General features: G+C 59.4%; 16 protein-coding genes. 14 read left to right on the forward strand and 2 right to left on the reverse strand.

Translation table 11 applies throughout. From position 1 onward, the window contains the following. The 3 genes from ACI38B_RS00770 to ACI38B_RS00780 form a co-directional block, all read left to right on the forward strand. Window positions 1-1,263: glutamate synthase subunit beta (locus ACI38B_RS00770; protein ID WP_439729127.1), on the forward strand; the 1,263-nt coding region annotated here is incomplete at its 5' end. A gap of 182 nt (window positions 1,264-1,445) precedes the next feature. Continuing rightward, a complete protein-coding gene (locus ACI38B_RS00775; RefSeq protein ID WP_044091980.1) occupies window positions 1,446-1,910 on the forward strand; it encodes a membrane protein in 465 nt (154 codons plus the stop codon). 571 nt (window positions 1,911-2,481) lie between these two features. Further along, window positions 2,482-2,955 carry a M23 family metallopeptidase gene (locus ACI38B_RS00780; RefSeq protein WP_439729128.1) on the forward strand — a complete coding sequence of 158 codons (474 nt, stop codon included), beginning with the start codon at window positions 2,482-2,484 and terminating at the stop codon, window positions 2,953-2,955. 129 nt (window positions 2,956-3,084) lie between these two features. Here the strand turns inward: ACI38B_RS00780 and ACI38B_RS00785 are convergent, their stop codons facing one another. Then, complete coding sequence (locus ACI38B_RS00785; RefSeq protein WP_439729129.1) at window positions 3,085-4,554, reverse strand: hypothetical protein; 1,470 nt, start codon at window positions 4,552-4,554, stop codon at window positions 3,085-3,087. A gap of 106 nt (window positions 4,555-4,660) precedes the next feature. Further along, window positions 4,661-5,878: an NADP-dependent isocitrate dehydrogenase gene (locus tag ACI38B_RS00790; RefSeq protein ID WP_439729130.1), complete on the reverse strand. Its 1,218-nt coding sequence runs from the start codon at window positions 5,876-5,878 to the stop codon at window positions 4,661-4,663. Between the two features lie 199 nt (window positions 5,879-6,077). On the opposite strand from ACI38B_RS00790, the gene ACI38B_RS00795 reads away from it, so the two are divergent. The 11 genes from ACI38B_RS00795 to hisF all read left to right on the forward strand — a co-directional run. After that, window positions 6,078-7,199, forward strand: a complete 1,122-nt coding sequence (locus ACI38B_RS00795) for a GuaB3 family IMP dehydrogenase-related protein (RefSeq protein WP_439729131.1) — start codon at window positions 6,078-6,080, stop codon at window positions 7,197-7,199. A gap of 129 nt (window positions 7,200-7,328) precedes the next feature. Continuing rightward, complete coding sequence (locus tag ACI38B_RS00800) at window positions 7,329-7,835, forward strand: hypothetical protein (protein WP_439729132.1); 507 nt, start codon at window positions 7,329-7,331, stop codon at window positions 7,833-7,835. Between the two features lie 55 nt (window positions 7,836-7,890). Next, a complete protein-coding gene (locus ACI38B_RS00805) occupies window positions 7,891-9,948 on the forward strand; it encodes an AMP-dependent synthetase/ligase (RefSeq protein WP_439729133.1) in 2,058 nt (685 codons plus the stop codon). A 3-nt stretch (window positions 9,949-9,951) separates the two neighbouring features. Next, on the forward strand, window positions 9,952-10,434 hold the full coding sequence (locus tag ACI38B_RS00810) for a peptide deformylase (RefSeq protein ID WP_015450535.1): 483 nt from the start codon (window positions 9,952-9,954) through the stop codon (window positions 10,432-10,434). A gap of 233 nt (window positions 10,435-10,667) precedes the next feature. Then, window positions 10,668-11,483, forward strand: a complete 816-nt coding sequence (gene rpsB, locus ACI38B_RS00815) for a 30S ribosomal protein S2 (RefSeq protein WP_015450536.1) — start codon at window positions 10,668-10,670, stop codon at window positions 11,481-11,483. A gap of 85 nt (window positions 11,484-11,568) precedes the next feature. Then, the gene (gene tsf, locus ACI38B_RS00820; RefSeq protein ID WP_033505567.1) at window positions 11,569-12,447 is read left to right on the forward strand and encodes a translation elongation factor Ts; all 879 of its coding nucleotides are present in this window, start codon (window positions 11,569-11,571) and stop codon (window positions 12,445-12,447) included. Window positions 12,448-12,683: 236 nt separating this feature from the next. After that, a complete protein-coding gene (gene pyrH, locus ACI38B_RS00825; RefSeq protein ID WP_439729134.1) occupies window positions 12,684-13,424 on the forward strand; it encodes a UMP kinase in 741 nt (246 codons plus the stop codon). Window positions 13,425-13,514: 90 nt separating this feature from the next. Continuing rightward, window positions 13,515-14,069, forward strand: a complete 555-nt coding sequence (gene frr / locus ACI38B_RS00830; RefSeq protein ID WP_439729135.1) for a ribosome recycling factor — start codon at window positions 13,515-13,517, stop codon at window positions 14,067-14,069. A gap of 85 nt (window positions 14,070-14,154) precedes the next feature. Then, the gene (locus ACI38B_RS00835) at window positions 14,155-15,138 is read left to right on the forward strand and encodes a phosphatidate cytidylyltransferase (protein ID WP_439729136.1); all 984 of its coding nucleotides are present in this window, start codon (window positions 14,155-14,157) and stop codon (window positions 15,136-15,138) included. 89 nt (window positions 15,139-15,227) lie between these two features. After that, window positions 15,228-16,424: a 23S rRNA (adenine(2503)-C(2))-methyltransferase RlmN gene (gene rlmN, locus ACI38B_RS00840; protein WP_439729137.1), complete on the forward strand. Its 1,197-nt coding sequence runs from the start codon at window positions 15,228-15,230 to the stop codon at window positions 16,422-16,424. A gap of 117 nt (window positions 16,425-16,541) precedes the next feature. After that, on the forward strand, window positions 16,542-17,175 hold a 634-nt coding region (hisF, locus tag ACI38B_RS00845), incomplete at its 3' end, for an imidazole glycerol phosphate synthase subunit HisF (protein ID WP_439729138.1).

The raw sequence follows: 17,175 nt of genomic DNA on the forward strand, positions 1-17,175 counted from the left end.
AACAACTTCCCCGAGGTCACCGGCAGAATCTGCCCGGCGCTGTGCGAGCAGGCGTGCGTGCTGGGTATTCATCAGCCGCCGACCATGATCAAGAACGATGAGGAGACCATCATCGATCAGGCGTGGGCGCTTGATTACGTCAAGCCGATGCCGCCTGAACGTCTGACCGATATGACTGTCGCGGTCGTCGGATCAGGCCCTTCGGGGTTGGCTTGCGCCCAACAGCTGACCCGCGCAGGCCATACGGTTGTCGTCTACGAGCGTGACGACGCGATTGGCGGGCTTATGCGCTACGGCATCCCGAATTTCAAGCTCGACAAGCGTCTGCTCGACCGAAGAGTCAAGCAGATGGAGGCCGAAGGCACCCGGTTCCGCACCAATATCGAAATCGGCAAGGATATCAGCTGGGACGAGCTTCGTGATCGTTACGATGCCGTCGTGGTAGCTATCGGTTCTACCGTCCCGCGCGATATGAAGCTACCCGGCCGTGAGCTTGACGGCATCCATTTCGCCATGGAATTCCTGCCTGATGCGACTCGACGCGTCTACGGCGTTGAGCCGGTTCACGACATCACAGCGAAAGACAAACATGTCGTGGTCATCGGCGGCGGCGATACCGGTTCCGACTGCCTGGGAACCGCAATCCGCCAAGGCGCGAAGGACGTCACCGTCCTGCAGATCATGCCGAAGGAACCGTCCTCCAGACCGGACAATTCCCCGTGGCCGACGTATGCACGCACCTACCAGAAGACCTCGTCGATGGAAGAGGGCGGCACGTACCTGTACAACGTGGATTCCGTGGAATTCGAAGATGCGGATGCCGACAAGGTAACCGTCGAGAACTCCGCGACCGCATCCGCATTCCTCGCGGATGAGCGCGGCCATGTCACCGGCCTGAAGATCGTGGATGTGGCTCCCGGCGAGAACGGGCCGTTCACACGCCAGCCCGGAACCGAGCGAGTCATTCCTGCGGATCTGGTTCTGATTTCCGTCGGGTTCCTGCATCCGGACACCTCTTCAATCATGGAGCAGATGCCGGTCGAACTGGACAAGCGCGGAAACGTCGCACGCAACGACGATTTCGCCACCTCGCAGGATGGCGTCTTCGTGTGCGGCGACGCCGGGCGCGGCCAGAGCCTCGTCGTCTGGGCGATTTCCGAAGGCCGCAGCTGTGCGGCCGCCGTTGACCGGTATCTCACCGGATCGACCGAGCTGCCGGCACCCATCGTGCCGACACAACGCCCGATGATGTTGCCCCGCTGAATCAGGAAGACAACTCACTGATGGCGGATGGAATCAGGCAATACCCTGATTCCATCCGCCATCAGATTCTTTACAGTCAGTACAAATCATCTGGTATAGCCGACAACAACAGAGTCGCAAACGGCACCTTAACAGGACGAGTACACTAGTGACCGATAACCCAACAACGCGAAGGGAGCGAAATGCCGAACCGAGCAGAGCGTCGCGCAGCAGCGAAGCGCAGCAAGCAGAACAAGGGAGTGCCTCAGCAGGCCAATGAAGCACAAGGTGGCAATCGTAGCGGACTCGTCGACGAGTACGCCCTGCAGGAACGTTCTCGCCGTCTCGAAGAGCATGAGCAGGAAGGCGAGTGGAAACCTTCTTCCAGCGTTCAAAAAGAGCGCCATGAAGACGAGGACATCACGCTCAACAACCCCAAGGTGAGCCATACCCCGCATTCAGTGCGTCAGGTGTTCCGCATCATCACGTGGACGCTGATTCTGCTGTGCGCAATCTCATTCCTTGTCATCATGTGGATTCCATCCGTGCCGATGTGGCTGATCATCACCATCGCTTCGGTCTTCGCCGTCGCGGTCATTAGCCTGTTCTTCGTCGCGGGCAATTCCAAGGACAATCCCAATCTCGACGCGAACGGATGCGCAATCTGACTGATCACCATATGTGATTGGCCAATCCGCGGCTGATTATGTTCCGGGCCGGCGTATACGACATACGCCGGCCCGTATTGTATCCCGCGTACGCCCCGCAACTTCTGACCACATGTACCACTGCGGCTTGTCCCAGTCAAGGCAATCATGGCACGATGCACTGTATGTGCCTGAACACAACGTGACGGCACAGCGCATCATCACAGGGAACGGGGATCTTATGTTCATATCGAAGTCCACATCGAAGCCAACAACGCAGCCCTTCTCTGCGTTCGCCCGGATTGCCTGCATACTCATCGCATGCTTCGGTCTTGTTCCGGCACAGGGTTCGCATTCGGATATTTCTGACATTTTCAGTCCGGGCGGTCAGTCATCACAGAACCCGGCCATCGTGTCGGCGACCGGAACCGCATCATGCCGAAGCAATACCGAAGCGGCGAGCCAAGACACACTAACAACTCGCCTCACAACACTTCAACCGGCTCCGGCTGGCATGACGGCATCCGCCACAAGCAGCGGTAATCCAGATCAATCCCCAGCGGCATCGTCAGTGACAACATCGTCAGTGCAAATGTCCGCTATTCGCAACAGCAATACGTCAAACTCCGGTGCCGCCCGCCAATGCCGTACTCGGATGGTGCTGCCGGTTGCCGACGCTCGCATTTCCAAAGCCTTCGACCGTCCGTCCAAGCGCTGGGCCACTGGACACAGGGGAGTCGATATCACTGCCGGCCCTGGCACTGCTCTCATTGCACCCGATGATGGCGTCATCTCCTTCAACGGAACGGTCGCCGGCAAAGACGTGATCAGCATCAAGCACGCCAGCGGGTTGACATCCACATTCGAACCGGCGCACAGCGACTTGGAAACCGGCGCTCCGGTTTTCAGGGGTCAACCTTTTGGTGTCGCCGATGGGTTGTCCGATCATTGTCTTGATTTCTGCGTCCATTGGGGCGTCATGGATTCGTCCGACAACTATCTTGACCCGTCCACGTTGATTCTGCCCAGAACCATCGCGCTCAAACCTGTGCAGGTCGGCGATTGAAGCCCTCGCAGCTGACGTCGGATCAGCCGTCGCAGACATCGCAGCCGTCACATGCATCACAGCCGAGACAGCCGTTACAGCAGACTTACAGCCATACCCACCCGAGCGAAAAACACCAAGCTCGAGCAATCACAGCCCGGCATCGGCCAAGGTGACATACCCCGAATCGATGAGCTCGCTCTTGAGATTCGACGCGCTCACCGCAATCAGAGGTTGCGTGAGTGTGGGCACCGCCTTGCCGTTGATCGTGGTCTTGCTCACCGATTGTAATGCGGTCACATCCCCGCCGGACGCCAGCTGCCGACTCAAATTCGCGATGCCCGTCGCCAGCTTGGCACGGTCTTCGAGGGCGGTCATCCACAACTTGCCGTTCACGATATCGGGAAGCATATCGGTATACGCCCCGTATCCGGTCACAATCGGCCATTGCAGGGAAACTTCCGAGGACGTATCAGCCTGTCCTGAGCCGGCGGGGGATGGGACGGCAGACTTGGTGAGATCCTTGTGGCCGGCAAGATTGCCGACGATGCCAAGAATCGATATCGACGGGTTGATTTCAGCCGAAGACCCCTCATATCCGAGCGCGTCAAGTTCTTGCACGATTACCGATGCGATGTAGTCGTTCATCGCGATGATGCCGTCGATATGGACCGGTTTCGTAGCGCCATCAGGTTCCAGTCTGGAATCAAGCTCCTGTTTGATGTCGTTGTCACCTGACGCCGTGAACGCCACGGAACTCCAGCTTGTCGCCGACGTGGACGCAGTAAGTGTGTCGGAGGCGCTGATCACGACTCCCGATTTGAAATATGTGCCAAGCACATTCCAGATGCCTTTGAACGCCTCTTTGGCGAAGGCCATGGATACCGATTGGTCTTCATCTTTGGCGGAACCGACGGGCAGAAAAACTTCGATGGTTTTCGGATTCGCGGCGGAGGCCGAATCGAGTTGCAGTTTGCTGACCAGCTGCTTTGCCTGGATTTCGCCGATGCTTCTGGCTGTTGACATCTGTACGAATGCATCCGGCGAGAACCCGCCGATGTCGTTGGACAACACGATGACATGCATGCCGGATTTCCGAGCGAGCGTCAATGCGCTGTCCATCCGCTTATCCGCTGCGGCGTCGTTGCCGTTTGATGATGATTCGGAATCCAGGGGAGTGGTGACATAATCACCGTATTGCGTTGTGGTACTGTCCGTTGACGTGCAAGGCGCGACAATCAAGGTAGTCGCGTTACCCGTCGAGGAATGCTTCGATGAGGCCTCAGCGGCCCGGGACACGACATAATCCTGGATGTCTTGGCTCTGCTTGTCGAGATTGCTGTCCGTATGCGTGCTGATCTGCTTGGCTGCAAATCCTTGTTCCACCAGCTCGCTTTTGATGCTCGGCACAAGTTTTGCCCACTTGTTCAGCGGCGTGTGCTGCGAGATGGTGATGCCATCGGATGGGGTGAAGATGGCTACCGATCCCAAGCCGGTTGTCGCGGTACCGGTCGGCTGTTCGTCGCCGCCTGTGCCGCATGCGCCCGCCATGGACAGCAGGCCGATGCACGCGACAGATGCGACCAAAGCCTTCAACGTGCCGATGCGATGCGATCCCATATCAACCTTTCCGTCCGAACGTGCCCACGTATGGTATACCTTACCGGATACAGCAATGCCCGGGAACAAAATGTTCCCGGGCAATACCTCCACGAACTGCTCGACGTTACTCGGCGAGCGCCCGAGACAGTTCCTCGTCGAGGGCGTCCATGAAGCCCTGGGTGTCAAGCCACGGCTGGTCGGGGCCGACAAGCATGGCAAGATCCTTGGTCATACGGCCGGACTCCACGGTGTGGATGATCACATGCTCGAGGGTCTCGGCGAAATGCGCCACTTCAGGCGTGTTGTCCAGCTTGGCGCGGTGCTTGAGGCCACCGGTCCAGGCAAAGATGGAGGCGATCGGGTTGGTCGAGGTCTTCTCGCCCTTGAGCCAACGACGGTAATGCCGGGTGACGGTGCCGTGCGCCGCTTCGGCTTCGACGGTCTGGCCGTCCGGCGTCATAAGCACGGACGTCATGAGGCCGAGCGAACCGAAGCCCTGGGCGACGCTGTCGGACTGGACATCGCCGTCATAGTTCTTGCACGCCCAGATATACCCGCCGTGCCACTTCAGCGAGCTCGCCACCATGTCATCGATGAGGCGATGCTCGTAAGTTAGGCCTTCCGCGGCGTACTGGTCCTTGAATTCGGTTTCGAAGACCTCGGCGAAGATATCTTTGAATTCGCCGTCGTATGCCTTGAGGATCGTATTCTTCGTGGACAGATACACCGGCAGGTGACGCTGCAGCCCGTAGCGGAAGCATGCACGTGCGAATCCGCGGATGGATTCGGCCACGTTGTACTGCACCTGCGCAACGCCGGCGCCTGGATAGTCGAAGACCACATGCTCGATCGGATCGCTGCCGTCGTCCGGAGTGAAGGTCACCGTGAGGCGGCCGGGACGATCGACCTTGAAATCGGTCGCCTTGTACTGGTCGCCGAACGCATGGCGGGCGACGACAATCGGCTTGGTCCAGCCGGGAACGAGCCTCGGGATGTTGGAGATCACAATCGGCTCGCGGAAGATGGTGCCGCCGAGGATGTTGCGGATAGTGCCGTTGGGGGACTTCCACATCTTCTTAAGACCGAATTCCTTGACCCTAGCCTCGTCCGGGGTGATGGTTGCACATTTGACGCCGACATGCTCACGCTTGATTGCGTTGGCCGCGTCAATGGTCACCTGGTCGTCGGTGGCGTCCCTGTTCTTGATGCCCAGATCGTAGTATTCCAAGTCGATGTCGAGATATGGCAGGATCAGACGATCCTTGATATCCTTCCAGATCACGCGGGTCATTTCGTCTCCGTCGAGCTCGACGACCTTGCCTTCGACCTTAATCTTGGCCATGAATTGCCCTCCTCACGGGGTTGTGAAGGTTATGCGATATCTTATTCATACCGCAAACCCATAACGAATGCGTGACCACGTCCACGATGTTGGACGCATGAGCGGTCTGGGACGCTTCCCGCGTCTGTGAAGCCCCGTCAGATTTCAGTCGGTGGAAACGCCGTGGCGTTCGTCACGAGTTCGCATTAGCCTTGAAACCATGTCTCAGGAAATTGAAATCGGTCTGGGCAAGAAGGCCCGGCTCGCATACTCTCTGGATGATGTCGCCATCGTCCCGTCCCGCCGTACGCGCGATCCGCAGGACGTCAGCACAGCATGGCAGATCGACGCCTACGAGTTCGACATCCCGGTCATCGCCGCGCCGATGGATTCGGTGACGAGCCCGGAAACGGCCATCGAAATGGGTCGTCTCGGCGGACTCGGTGTCCTCGACCTCGAAGGCTTGTGGACGCGGTATGAGGACCCCAAGCCGCTGCTCGACGAAATCGCCACGTTGCCCGAAGAGCAGGCGACACGTCGCATGCAGGAAATCTATGCCGAGCCGATCAAGCCCGAGCTGATTACGCAACGCCTTCATGAGATCCGCAAGGCGGGCGTGACCGTCGCCGGCGCGCTGAGCCCGCAGCGTACGCAGGAGCTGTATTCCACCGTGATCGATGCTGGTGTGGATCTGTTCGTCATCCGCGGCACCGCGGTGTCGGCGGAACATGTGTCCACCGATCATGAGCCGCTGAATCTTAAGAAGTTTATTTACGACCTTGATGTCCCCGTCATCGTAGGAGGCGCCACGAATTACACCGCGGCACTGCATCTGATGCGCACAGGCGCCGCGGGCGTGCTCGTCGGCTTCGGCGGCGGCGCAGTCTCGGGGACGCTTAACACCATCGGCCTTCAAGCCCCTATGGCCACCGCCATCGCGGACATCGCCGAGGCGAGGCGCGACTACATGGATGAATCCGGCGGACGGTATGTCCAGCTCATCGCCGACGGCGGCATGGGCTCGTCGGGCAACTTCATCAAGGCTTTCGCGCTCGGTGCCGACGCGGTGATGCTGGGCTCGCCGCTCGCCCGTGCGACCGAGGCTCCCGGCCATGGCATGCATTGGGGTTCCGAAGCGCGGCATCAGACGCTGCCGAGAGGCAAGAGAACCAATGTCGGCACGGTCGCTTCCCTCAAGGAGATTCTGTACGGGCCGAGCCATCAGGCCGACGGCACGACCAATTTCATCGGTGCGCTTCGCCGCGCCATGGCATCCACCGGGTATGTCGACGTGAAGAATTTCCAGCGTTGCTCGGTGGTCGTCACCTCCTCTGGCCGCTGACCGAGGCAAGTTATCCACATATCCACATATCCCGTCATGCCGGTTGACATGGCGGGATTTTTCTGTTCCCCTTGAATAGTCATCCGGCAACAGGCCGGCGAGCAACGAAGCCCGGGAGGGGAACACTATATGAACGACAACACCGAACTGTGGACATACCGGTACGAACGCAACCTGCCCAGAATGGAAGGCAATATCACCGTGGGCTCCTTCGGGATCACGGTCCCCGTGCGCATCGTCGGTTTCTTTCCCGAAGCCCCAGACACATTCAGTGTGAAATTCTGCCAGGAATACGCATTCCTCGTCTACAACATGGCGTGCATGCTCGCCGACACCTATCGCGGGCGTGGCGTGACGCCCTTGTTGCGCAAACATCTTGCTCCTCAATGCATCGAACGCCTTGAATTCATGTGGCAGCTGGTAGGCTGCTATGACATTCTCAACCTCGAAGACGAGAAAAACGCGATGATCAAACTGGTACCGCCCATGCCGCAATGGATTCATTTCGCGCTGGTGACCAGTGAATTGATGGAATGCACGGTCAACGTCAACATCGGCACCGTGGTGTTCCATTCGATGCTTGTCTTCCGCCGAAAAGCAAGCCGGTGGATCTGCGACCTCGCGGACATCGGCTGACCAATCCCAGCGAACATCCATGTTCCGAGCATGTCATAGGACTATAGTTGAACACATGCTGAAAGAATTTTCTGTTGATCCGGTCTATCAGACCACGGATGACGATACGGTCTACTCGCTCCTTGCGAAGCGCGCACAACGCGATCCACAAGGAGCGATCGCCGAATGGCAAAGCGAACGCGACCGCGTATGGCACACGGTCAGCGCGCAGGAGATGGATGACCGTGTCCGTGCCGTCGCTCGCGGCCTGTTGGGCATCGGCGTCAAGCACGGCAGCATGGTGGTCATTTACTCCGCCACCTGCTACGACTGGGCGATTGTGGATTTCGCATGCTCGGCGATCGGTGCGGTCACCGTGCCGATTTACGAGACCGACTCCGCCAAGCAGGCGGCAAGCATCGTCCAAGATGTCAAGCCGATCATCGCATTCGCCGGCGATGAATCTCACGCCCATACGCTTGACGCCATCCGGCGTGACAGCCCTGACCTGACCTACGTATTCAACTTCCAGACCGACGGGCTTAACGCCGTCGTCGATTTCGGAGAATCCGTCACCGATGACGAGCTCGCCCTCGCCATGGGCAAGGTCAAGGCCGATGACGTGTCGACTATCGTGTACACTTCAGGCTCAACGGGCAAGCCCAAAGGTGCGATGCTCACCAGCCGCAACTTCACCCATATCGTCTACGCAGGCTACGACGTGCTCGACGATATGCTGTACCAGCCAAGCCGTCTGCTGCTGTTCCTACCGCTGGCCCACTGCTTCGCAAGGTACATCCAGTACACCGCAATCGGCGCCCAGGGCGTGGTGGGGTATATTCCCACCGCAAAGCACCTGCTCGCCGATTTGCGCAGTTTCAAGCCGACGTATCTGCTCGGCGTGCCGCGCGTGTTCGAGAAGGTCTACAACGCGGCTTCGCAGAAGGCCGGCGCCGGCTTCCAGGGCCGCGTGTTCGCCAAGGCGTTCAAGCATTTCGCCCAATGGTCGAAGGATGAGGACGAGCACCAGGGCCGTCACACCTTGGGGGAGCGGATCCAGCATCGTTTCTACATGGACACTGTCGGCAAATCGATGCGTTCCGCGCTCGGCCCGAACCTCAAGTATCTGGCTTGCGGCGGCGCACCCATCAACGCCGACCTCGCCCATTTCTTCAATGGCATGGACGGAATCACCTTCATCCAGGGGTACGGCATGACGGAAACCGCGGCACCGTGCGTGGTCAACTTCGAAGATGCGAACGAAGTGGGTTCGGTCGGCCGCCCCGGCCCCGGCATCGCCATCAGGACGCTGGATGACGGCGAAGTCGAAATCAAAGGCCCGAATGTGTTCAAAGGCTATTTCAAGCAGCCTGAACTCACCGCCGAAGTCCTTGAACCCGACGGCTGGCTGCACAGCGGCGATATCGGCTATATCGACGACCGCGGATTCCTGTTCATCACCGGCCGCAAGAAGGACATCATCATCACCGCGGGCGGTAAGAACATCAGCCCGGCACCGTTGGAGGATACGATCAACACCTGCCCGATCGTCTCGCACGCCGTGGTGATCGGCGATGGACGACCGTTCGTGGCGGCGCTCATCGCGCTCGACGAAGAGATGACCCGTGATTGGCTGAAGAACCAAGGCATGGACGCAGAGATGCCGATGGACCAGATCGCGAACAACGATGCCGTCAGGGCGTTCGTGCAGCAGTACATCGATCAGGCAAACAGCTCCGTCTCCCGCGCGGAATCGGTGCGCAAGTTCGCCATCCTCCCCGATGATTTCAGCCAGGACGCCGGCACACTCACCCCGAGCATGAAAGTAGTGCGCAAGAAGGTCATTGAGCATTACGACGACATCATCGAACATGTCATTTATACGCCGAAAAGCCCGTCCGCGCCGATTCCCGCGACTGTGAAGCTGTTCGACAAGACAGCGGAAACGGTGTCGCAGGTCTCCGAGACCGTCAGCCCGAAGGTCAAGCAGGCCATTGATCAGGCCAAGTCAAATATGGCTGAACTTCGTGCCAAGCGGCAAGGCGAAAGCGCTGACTCGGACCTCGCGCAGGGCGCGGAAGCCGGAAGCCAGGACAACGGCAATGAGAACACCAACGAGACAGAGGAGAAGTGACAATTGGCAATCAGAGAGATTCGAGTGATTCCCGATCCCATCCTGCGCACCCCGTGCGATGAGATCACCACAATCACGCCGGCAATCCGCCGCTTGGTGCAGGACCTGCTCGACACCGTCGACGATCCCGGTCGTGCAGGGCTGTCGGCGAACCAGATTGGCGTGGGACTGCGCGCCTTCTCATACAACATCGAAGGCAAGGTCGGCTATGTTCTCAACCCGGTGATCGAAGACAAGCAGGGCGAACAATACGGCGATGAAGGCTGCCTGTCCGTTCCCGGCTTGTGGTATAAGACCCGTCGTGCCGATTACGCCCGGGTGCGTGGCATCGACCTCGACGGCAAGACCGTCGTGCTCGAAGGCAAGGGCATCATGGGAAGAATGCTGCAGCATGAGACGGATCATCTTGACGGCCACATTTATCTGGACCGCCTGGAGAAAAGCGAGCGCAGGGCTGCTATGAGGCAGCTGCGCGGCGAACGCTGACCGGGCGGCAGACCGGTTGATGGCACGGATCGGGAAATCCCCGGTCCGTGCTATTATTTTGCCCCGTGCGCCACATCGCTTCCATGCCAGTCGCGCGGCAGGGAGGCACCCATTGTCCAACCGGCGCATAATTCGCGTCATGTCCGCGACGCCCCGTGTCGGTCGGCCTGGTATCAGGTTGCACGCGGAGGCACATGGCCAGGCAATAACCGACAATGAAAGGTAGCAGTACCATGGCTCAGATCACTATGAGCGACATGCTGAAGGCCGGTCTCCATTTCGGCCATCAGACCCGCCGTTGGAATCCGAAGATGAAGCAGTACATCCTCATGGAGCGCAACGGCATCCACATCATCAATCTGTTCAAGTCCCTTGATCTGATTGACGTCGCCTACGACTTCATCAAGGAAACCGTTGCTCACAACGGCACGGTTCTCTTCGTGGGCACCAAGAAGCAGGCGCAGGAAGCCATCAAGAACCAGGCGACCCGCGTCGGTATGCCGTATGTCTCCGAGCGCTGGCTCGGTGGCATGCTCACCAACTTCCAGACCGTGTCCAAGCGCGTCGCCCGTCTCAAGGAACTCGAAGAGATGGACTTCACCGACGTGCGTGGTTCCGGCCTGACCAAGAAGGAACTGCTGCTGCTTGAGCGCGAGAAGGACAAGCTGGAGAAGCAGCTTGGCGGTATCCGCAACATGAACCGCACTCCTTCGGTGCTGTTCGTCGTGGACATCAACAAGGAAGCGCTGGCTGTCTCCGAAGCCCACAAGCTGGGCATCCCGGTGGTCGCCATCGTTGACACCAACACCGACCCGGATCTGGTCGACTACCCGATTCCGGCGAACGATGACGCGATCCGCGGCATCGAACTGCTCACCAGCCTGATGGCTGACGCCGTCGCCGACGGTCTGCTCGAGCGTTCCGGCAAGGCGGCCAAGGCCGATGACAAGTCCGAGCAGCCGATGGCTGCTTGGGAGAAGGAGCTCCTGACCAAGGACGCCCCGACTGCCGAGGCCGAAGAAGCCAAGAGCGAAGAGCCCAAGGCCTGATTCGCGGCATTTGTTATCCTAGGCGGCGGGAGACCAACCATCTCCCGCCGCTGGGTATCACTTCAAAATCAAGAGGAGACAACACATGGCAGCTATCACTGCAGCTCTGATCAAGCAGGTGCGTGAAGAAACCGGCGCCGGCATGATGGATGTGAAGAAGGCTCTTACCGAAGCCGAAGGCGATGTCGCCCGCGCCAAGGAAATCATCCGCGCCAAGGGCATCGCGGCAGCGGGTAAGCGCGAAGGCCGTAAGGCCCAGGAAGGCACCATCGCGTCCAAGGTCGTCAAGACCGCGGACGGCGAGGTCGGCTACGCCGTTGAAATCAATTCCGAGACCGATTTCGTGGCGAAGACCCCGAAGTTCGTCGAGTTCGCAGAGTCCGTGCTGGACGCGGCCATCGCCGCCGACGCGAACAACGTGGACGACGTGCTTGCAGCAAAGACCGCTGACGGCGATGTCAAGCTGGACATCGAACAGGCCGCCGCGCTCTTCGGCGAGCATGTCAAGGTCGGCCAGTTCGCCAAGATCGCCGGACCGCATGTCGAGATTTACGCGCATCGCAAGTCCGCCGAAATGCCGCCGTCCATCGTGGCCCTCATCGCCACTGACGAAGCCGGTGAAAAGGTCGCTCACGAGGCCGCGCTGCAGATTTCCGCGATGAGCCCGCGCTGGCTCACCCGTGAGGACGTCGATCCGACCGTTCTCGAGTCCGAGCGTCGTATCGCGACTGAGAAGACTTCGGACGAGCTCGCCGCCAAGGGCAAGCCGCAGGCCGTCATCGACAAGATCGCGCCGAAGATCGTCGAAGGCCGTCTCAACGCCTTCTACAAGGAAGCGGTGCTTCTGGATCAGGATTATGTCAAGGATCCGTCCAAGACCGTCGGCAAGCTGTTCGACGAAGCCGGTGCGAAGGCGATTGCTTTCGCCCGTATCGAAGTCGGCAAGGGCGACGAAGAGGACTGAGTCCTCTGACAGCCCGGCCCGTGCCATCACCTGAGGGTTGAAACCGCGGGCGCAGAACTGATACCCGCTGTGGTCAGTCACATGTAACTGGCCACAGCGGGTTTTCTTATCTTGAGCTGTATGCGAACCTCCAGGCGGTGATGTACCGCCCGCGGGCAAGTGCATGCGCGCCTGTCGTTCATCGACGCTACAGTGTATAGGCGGCAATGATAAGACAGGCACAGAAAGGCCCAAATATGACTGGCACGGATAAGCCACGCAGGGTGTTGCTCAAGCTCTCAGGCGAAGCGTTCGGCGGGGGAGCAGTCGGTATCGATACGAAAGTGGTGCGGCGCATCGCCCAGGAAATCGTTCCCGCAGTGCGTCAGGGCGTTCAGGTGGCCATCGTCACCGGCGGCGGCAACTTCTTCCGCGGAGCAGAACTTCAGCAGGCCGGCATCGACCGCAGCCGCGGCGATTACATGGGCATGCTCGGCACGGTTATGAATTGCCTCGCTTTGCAGGACTTCCTGGAACAGGAAGGCCAGGCCACCCGTGTGCAAACGGCCATCGCGATGGGGCAGGTTGCCGAGCCGTATATCCCTCTCAAGGCCATCAGGCATCTGGAAAAGGGCCGCGTGGTGATTTTCGGCGCCGGTGCAGGCATGCCGTATTTCTCCACTGACACGGTTTCCATCCAGCGTTCTCTGGAAATCCACTGTGACGAAGTGTTGATGGGCAAGAACGGCGTTGACGGCGTGTATACCGCCGATCCACGCAGAGTCGAAAACGCGCAGCGTTTCGCCACGCTCAGTTACAATCGCGCCCTGGTCGACAACCTCGCGGTCATGGACGCGTCCGCATTGTCCATGGCACGCGACAACCGCAAGCCGATTCGTGTATTCGGGCTCGAGGAGCCGGGCAATGTCACCAAGGCCCTGCTCGGCGAACAGCTCGGCACGCTCGTGTCAACCGCCCAATCGACGCTCGTCGACTGAACACCAAGCGTCGTGCGCCGATTCGCCGCCGCATGACGATACAATAAGAACAACCAGTCGTTCAACGACGAATCCGCCAAAGGAGATATCATGGCCACAGTCATCGAACAAGCCAAGGAACAGATGGGCAAGTCCGTCGAAGCCACCAAGGAGAACTTCACCGGCATCCGTACCGGGCGCGCGAACCCGGCGCTGCTCAACGGCCTGACCGTTGAATATTACGGGGTGCCTACGCCAATCAAGGCCGTCGCCACCATCGGCGTTCCGGAACCGCGTACGCTGGCAGTCACCCCTTATGACGCCTCTCAGGCGAACGCCGTCGAAAAGGCCATCCGCGACTCCGATCTCGGCGTCAGCCCCCGCAGGGAAGGCAGCGTCATCTACGCGACCATGCCCGAACTGACCGAGGAACGCCGCAAGGAGTATGTGAAGATCGCCAAGACCAAGGCCGAAGAGGGCAAGGTGGCGGTTCGCAACATCCGTCGCAAGGCCAAGGAGACCATCGACAAGTCCGTCAAGGACGGCGATTTGGGTGAGGACGACGGCGATCGTCAGCTCAAGGAGCTTGACAAGATCACCAAGCAGTTCACAGACGAACTTGATTCTCTGCTGGAAACCAAGCAGAAGGAGATCATGGAGGTCTGAGGACCCCTACACGACGGGCCTCGATCATGCCGTACACACGGATGTCGGGGCCCGTTTTCCGATGGTGAGCCGATAAGGGATGATGATGGACAAACATGTAGAGCATGACGGCAACGCCGACGAAACGATAGAGGAAATCAACAAGAAGACGGGTCGCAACATGCCGCAGGCAATAGCAACGGCCGTCGTATTGATCGCGATCATCATCGCATGCCTGGCGATCAGCATGGACGTGTTCATGGTGCTGCTCGTCGTCTTCATGATTCTCGCCTTGTGGGAGCTTCGAGTCGATTTCGCAATCGCCGGCATGCACATTCCGGTGGTGATGCTGTGGATCTGCTCAACTGTCACACTACTGGCGACCTACTATTCGCCTTGGCATGTATCGACCATGGCCTTGTGCATCATGCTCTCCATCGTGCTCGTCACACTGAGCGCCACCGCGAATTTCAGCTTCGGCGACCGTCTGAGCATGGAGGTCGAGCGGAAACTCGCACAGACGAACGCCGGCGCGAGGCTCGAATCCTCCTTCAACCACGGTTCCGCCACCATCCAGCACAGTCGGCTGACCAGCGTTGCAGTCTCCGTCTTCGCCGTGTTGTATATCCCGCTGATCGCGTCCTTCATCGCATTGTCGCTGACTTTCCATGGCCATGCCTTCGCTCATGCCATCATGATTGTGTTCCTGCCTGCGTTGAGCGATACAGGCGGCTTGTTCGCCGGCGCCTGGTTCGGCAAGCATAAGCTGTCTCCACGTATTTCACCCAAGAAATCTGTGGAAGGGCTACTCGGTTCGATCCTGTTCGCCATGGCGGGCGCGTTCGCCATCTTCGCATGCACCTACCCTTCCCTGTGGGCATCCCGCTGGTGGGTGCCGATAGCGGTCGGAGTCCTCATGGGCGTTGTGGGCACGTTCGGCGACCTGTGCGCATCCATGCTCAAGCGTGACATCGGCATCAAAGATATGGGGCATCTGCTCAAAGGACACGGCGGCGTGATGGACCGCGTCGATTCCATTCTGCTGACCGCGCCGTTCATGATGGCGCTGCTGTACGTCACAGGTCTATGACCCCGACAAGCCGTTGACATCATTCAAGACGGCATGCCACAAGTACGCCCGCATACGGGAACCAAGCAACACAATTGACAGGAGCATGTATGACCACGCACGATGACGGCGATGTGAACTCGGGGCAGACGCCGGAGACCGGCATCACGCCGGGAGGCACCACCGGCGCATTCCGCGATGTGCTTGCCAAGGACCATGCCCGGCGCGGCAAACCGCCGGTCCACTTGGTCGATATGAGCCCTGAGGAACGTGTAGCAGCGGCGAAGGCGATTGGCATGCCCAAATTCCGTGTCAAGCAGCTCGCCAACCACTATTTCGCGCATTTCGATACGGATGTCGAATCATTCACTGATTTCCCGTCGAAACTCAGCGCCACTGCACAGGAAGCGTTCTTCCCGGAACTCATCCATGAGGTCACGCACCAGAGCGCGGACGAGGGAACGACGATCAAGACACTGTGGCGACTGTTTGACGGGGCCATGATCGAATCCGTGCTCATGCGGTATCCGAGCCGCACCACCTTGTGTATCTCCAGCCAGGTCGGTTGCGGGATGGGCTGCCCGTTCTGTGCCACCGGCCAGCTCGGACTGACGCGCAACATGTCGACCGGCGAGATTCTTGAGCAGGTGCGCATCGCTGCGAAAACCGCACGTGACGGCGGCATCACCGGCGGTCCATGTCGATTGAGCAATGTCGTGTTCATGGGCATGGGCGAGCCGATGGGCAACTACCGTTCCGTCATCAGCGCGGTCCGGCAAATCAGCGCGATGCCGCCGGAGGGGTTTGGCATCTCCGCACGCAACATCACTGTCTCAACGGTCGGCGTCGTGCCTGGCATCCGCAAACTCGCCCAAGAGGGGTTGCCAGTCCGCCTCGCGGTGTCGCTGCATGCTCCTAGCGACGAGCTGCGCGATGAACTCGTCCCGATGAACCGCAGGTTCAACACAACCCAAGTGCTCGATGCCGCCCATGACTATTATCTGGCGACCAAACGCCGGGTCAGCATAGAATACGCGCTGATGCGGGGGATCAATGACCAGGCTGAACATGCCCGACTGCTCGCGAAACGCTTGAACCACTACGGCGATGACTGGGCGCATGTCAACCCTATTCCGCTCAACCCCATCGAGGGATCAAAGTGGACCGCGTCCAAACCGGAGGACGAGCGCCAATTCCTTGACATCCTGCACCGCGCAGGCATCACGGCAACTTTGCGGGACACCCGTGGGCAGGATATCGACGGCGCGTGCGGGCAACTTTCGGCGAAATACAGGAAAACCGCCTGAAACGACGCGAATCCAGATTGTGCGCCCACTTGGTGAGACGGACCGCCGGATTGCTCTAGGCCAGCGGCTATGGTGTGACGTGTAGGCAAGCTTCACCCTTCACACAAGGAGTCGCAAATGGCATTGGCGGTTCGCGTTATTCCGTGCCTCGACGTCGACGCAGGTCGTGTGGTCAAGGGCGTGCATTTCGAGAACCTCCGCGATGCGGGCGATCCGGTGGAGCTAGCAGCCGAATATTATCGTCAGGGCGCAGATGAACTCACCTTCCTTGATGTGACCGCTTCCACAGGACATCGTCGCACCATGTTCGATGTCGTTAACAGGACGGCCCAGCAACTGTTCATCCCGCTTACCGTGGGCGGTGGAGTCCGTTCCGTCGAAGATGTCGACCAGCTCTTGCGGTGTGGCGCAGACAAAGTCAGTGTCAACACGGCCGCAATCAACAATCCGACGCTGATCAGCGACATTTCCCAGCGTTTCGGCAGCCAGGTCCTGGTGCTTTCCGTGGATGCGCGTCGCGAACGCGGCGAGCAGCACACGCAGTCGGGTTTCGAAGTGACGACCATGGGTGGCCGCCATTCCACCGGCATCGACGCGCTCTGGTGGGCCCGCCGGGCCCAGGAACTTGGAGCAGGCGAAGTACTGCTGAACTCAATGGATGCTGATGGAACCGAGAACGGATTCGATCTCGAGATGATTCGTGCGATGCGTTCGCAGGTCACCATACCGATCATCGCCAGCGGCGGGGCCG

The organism is Bifidobacterium sp., assembly GCF_051876855.1.
GTDB lineage: Bacteria > Actinomycetota > Actinomycetes > Actinomycetales > Bifidobacteriaceae > Bifidobacterium.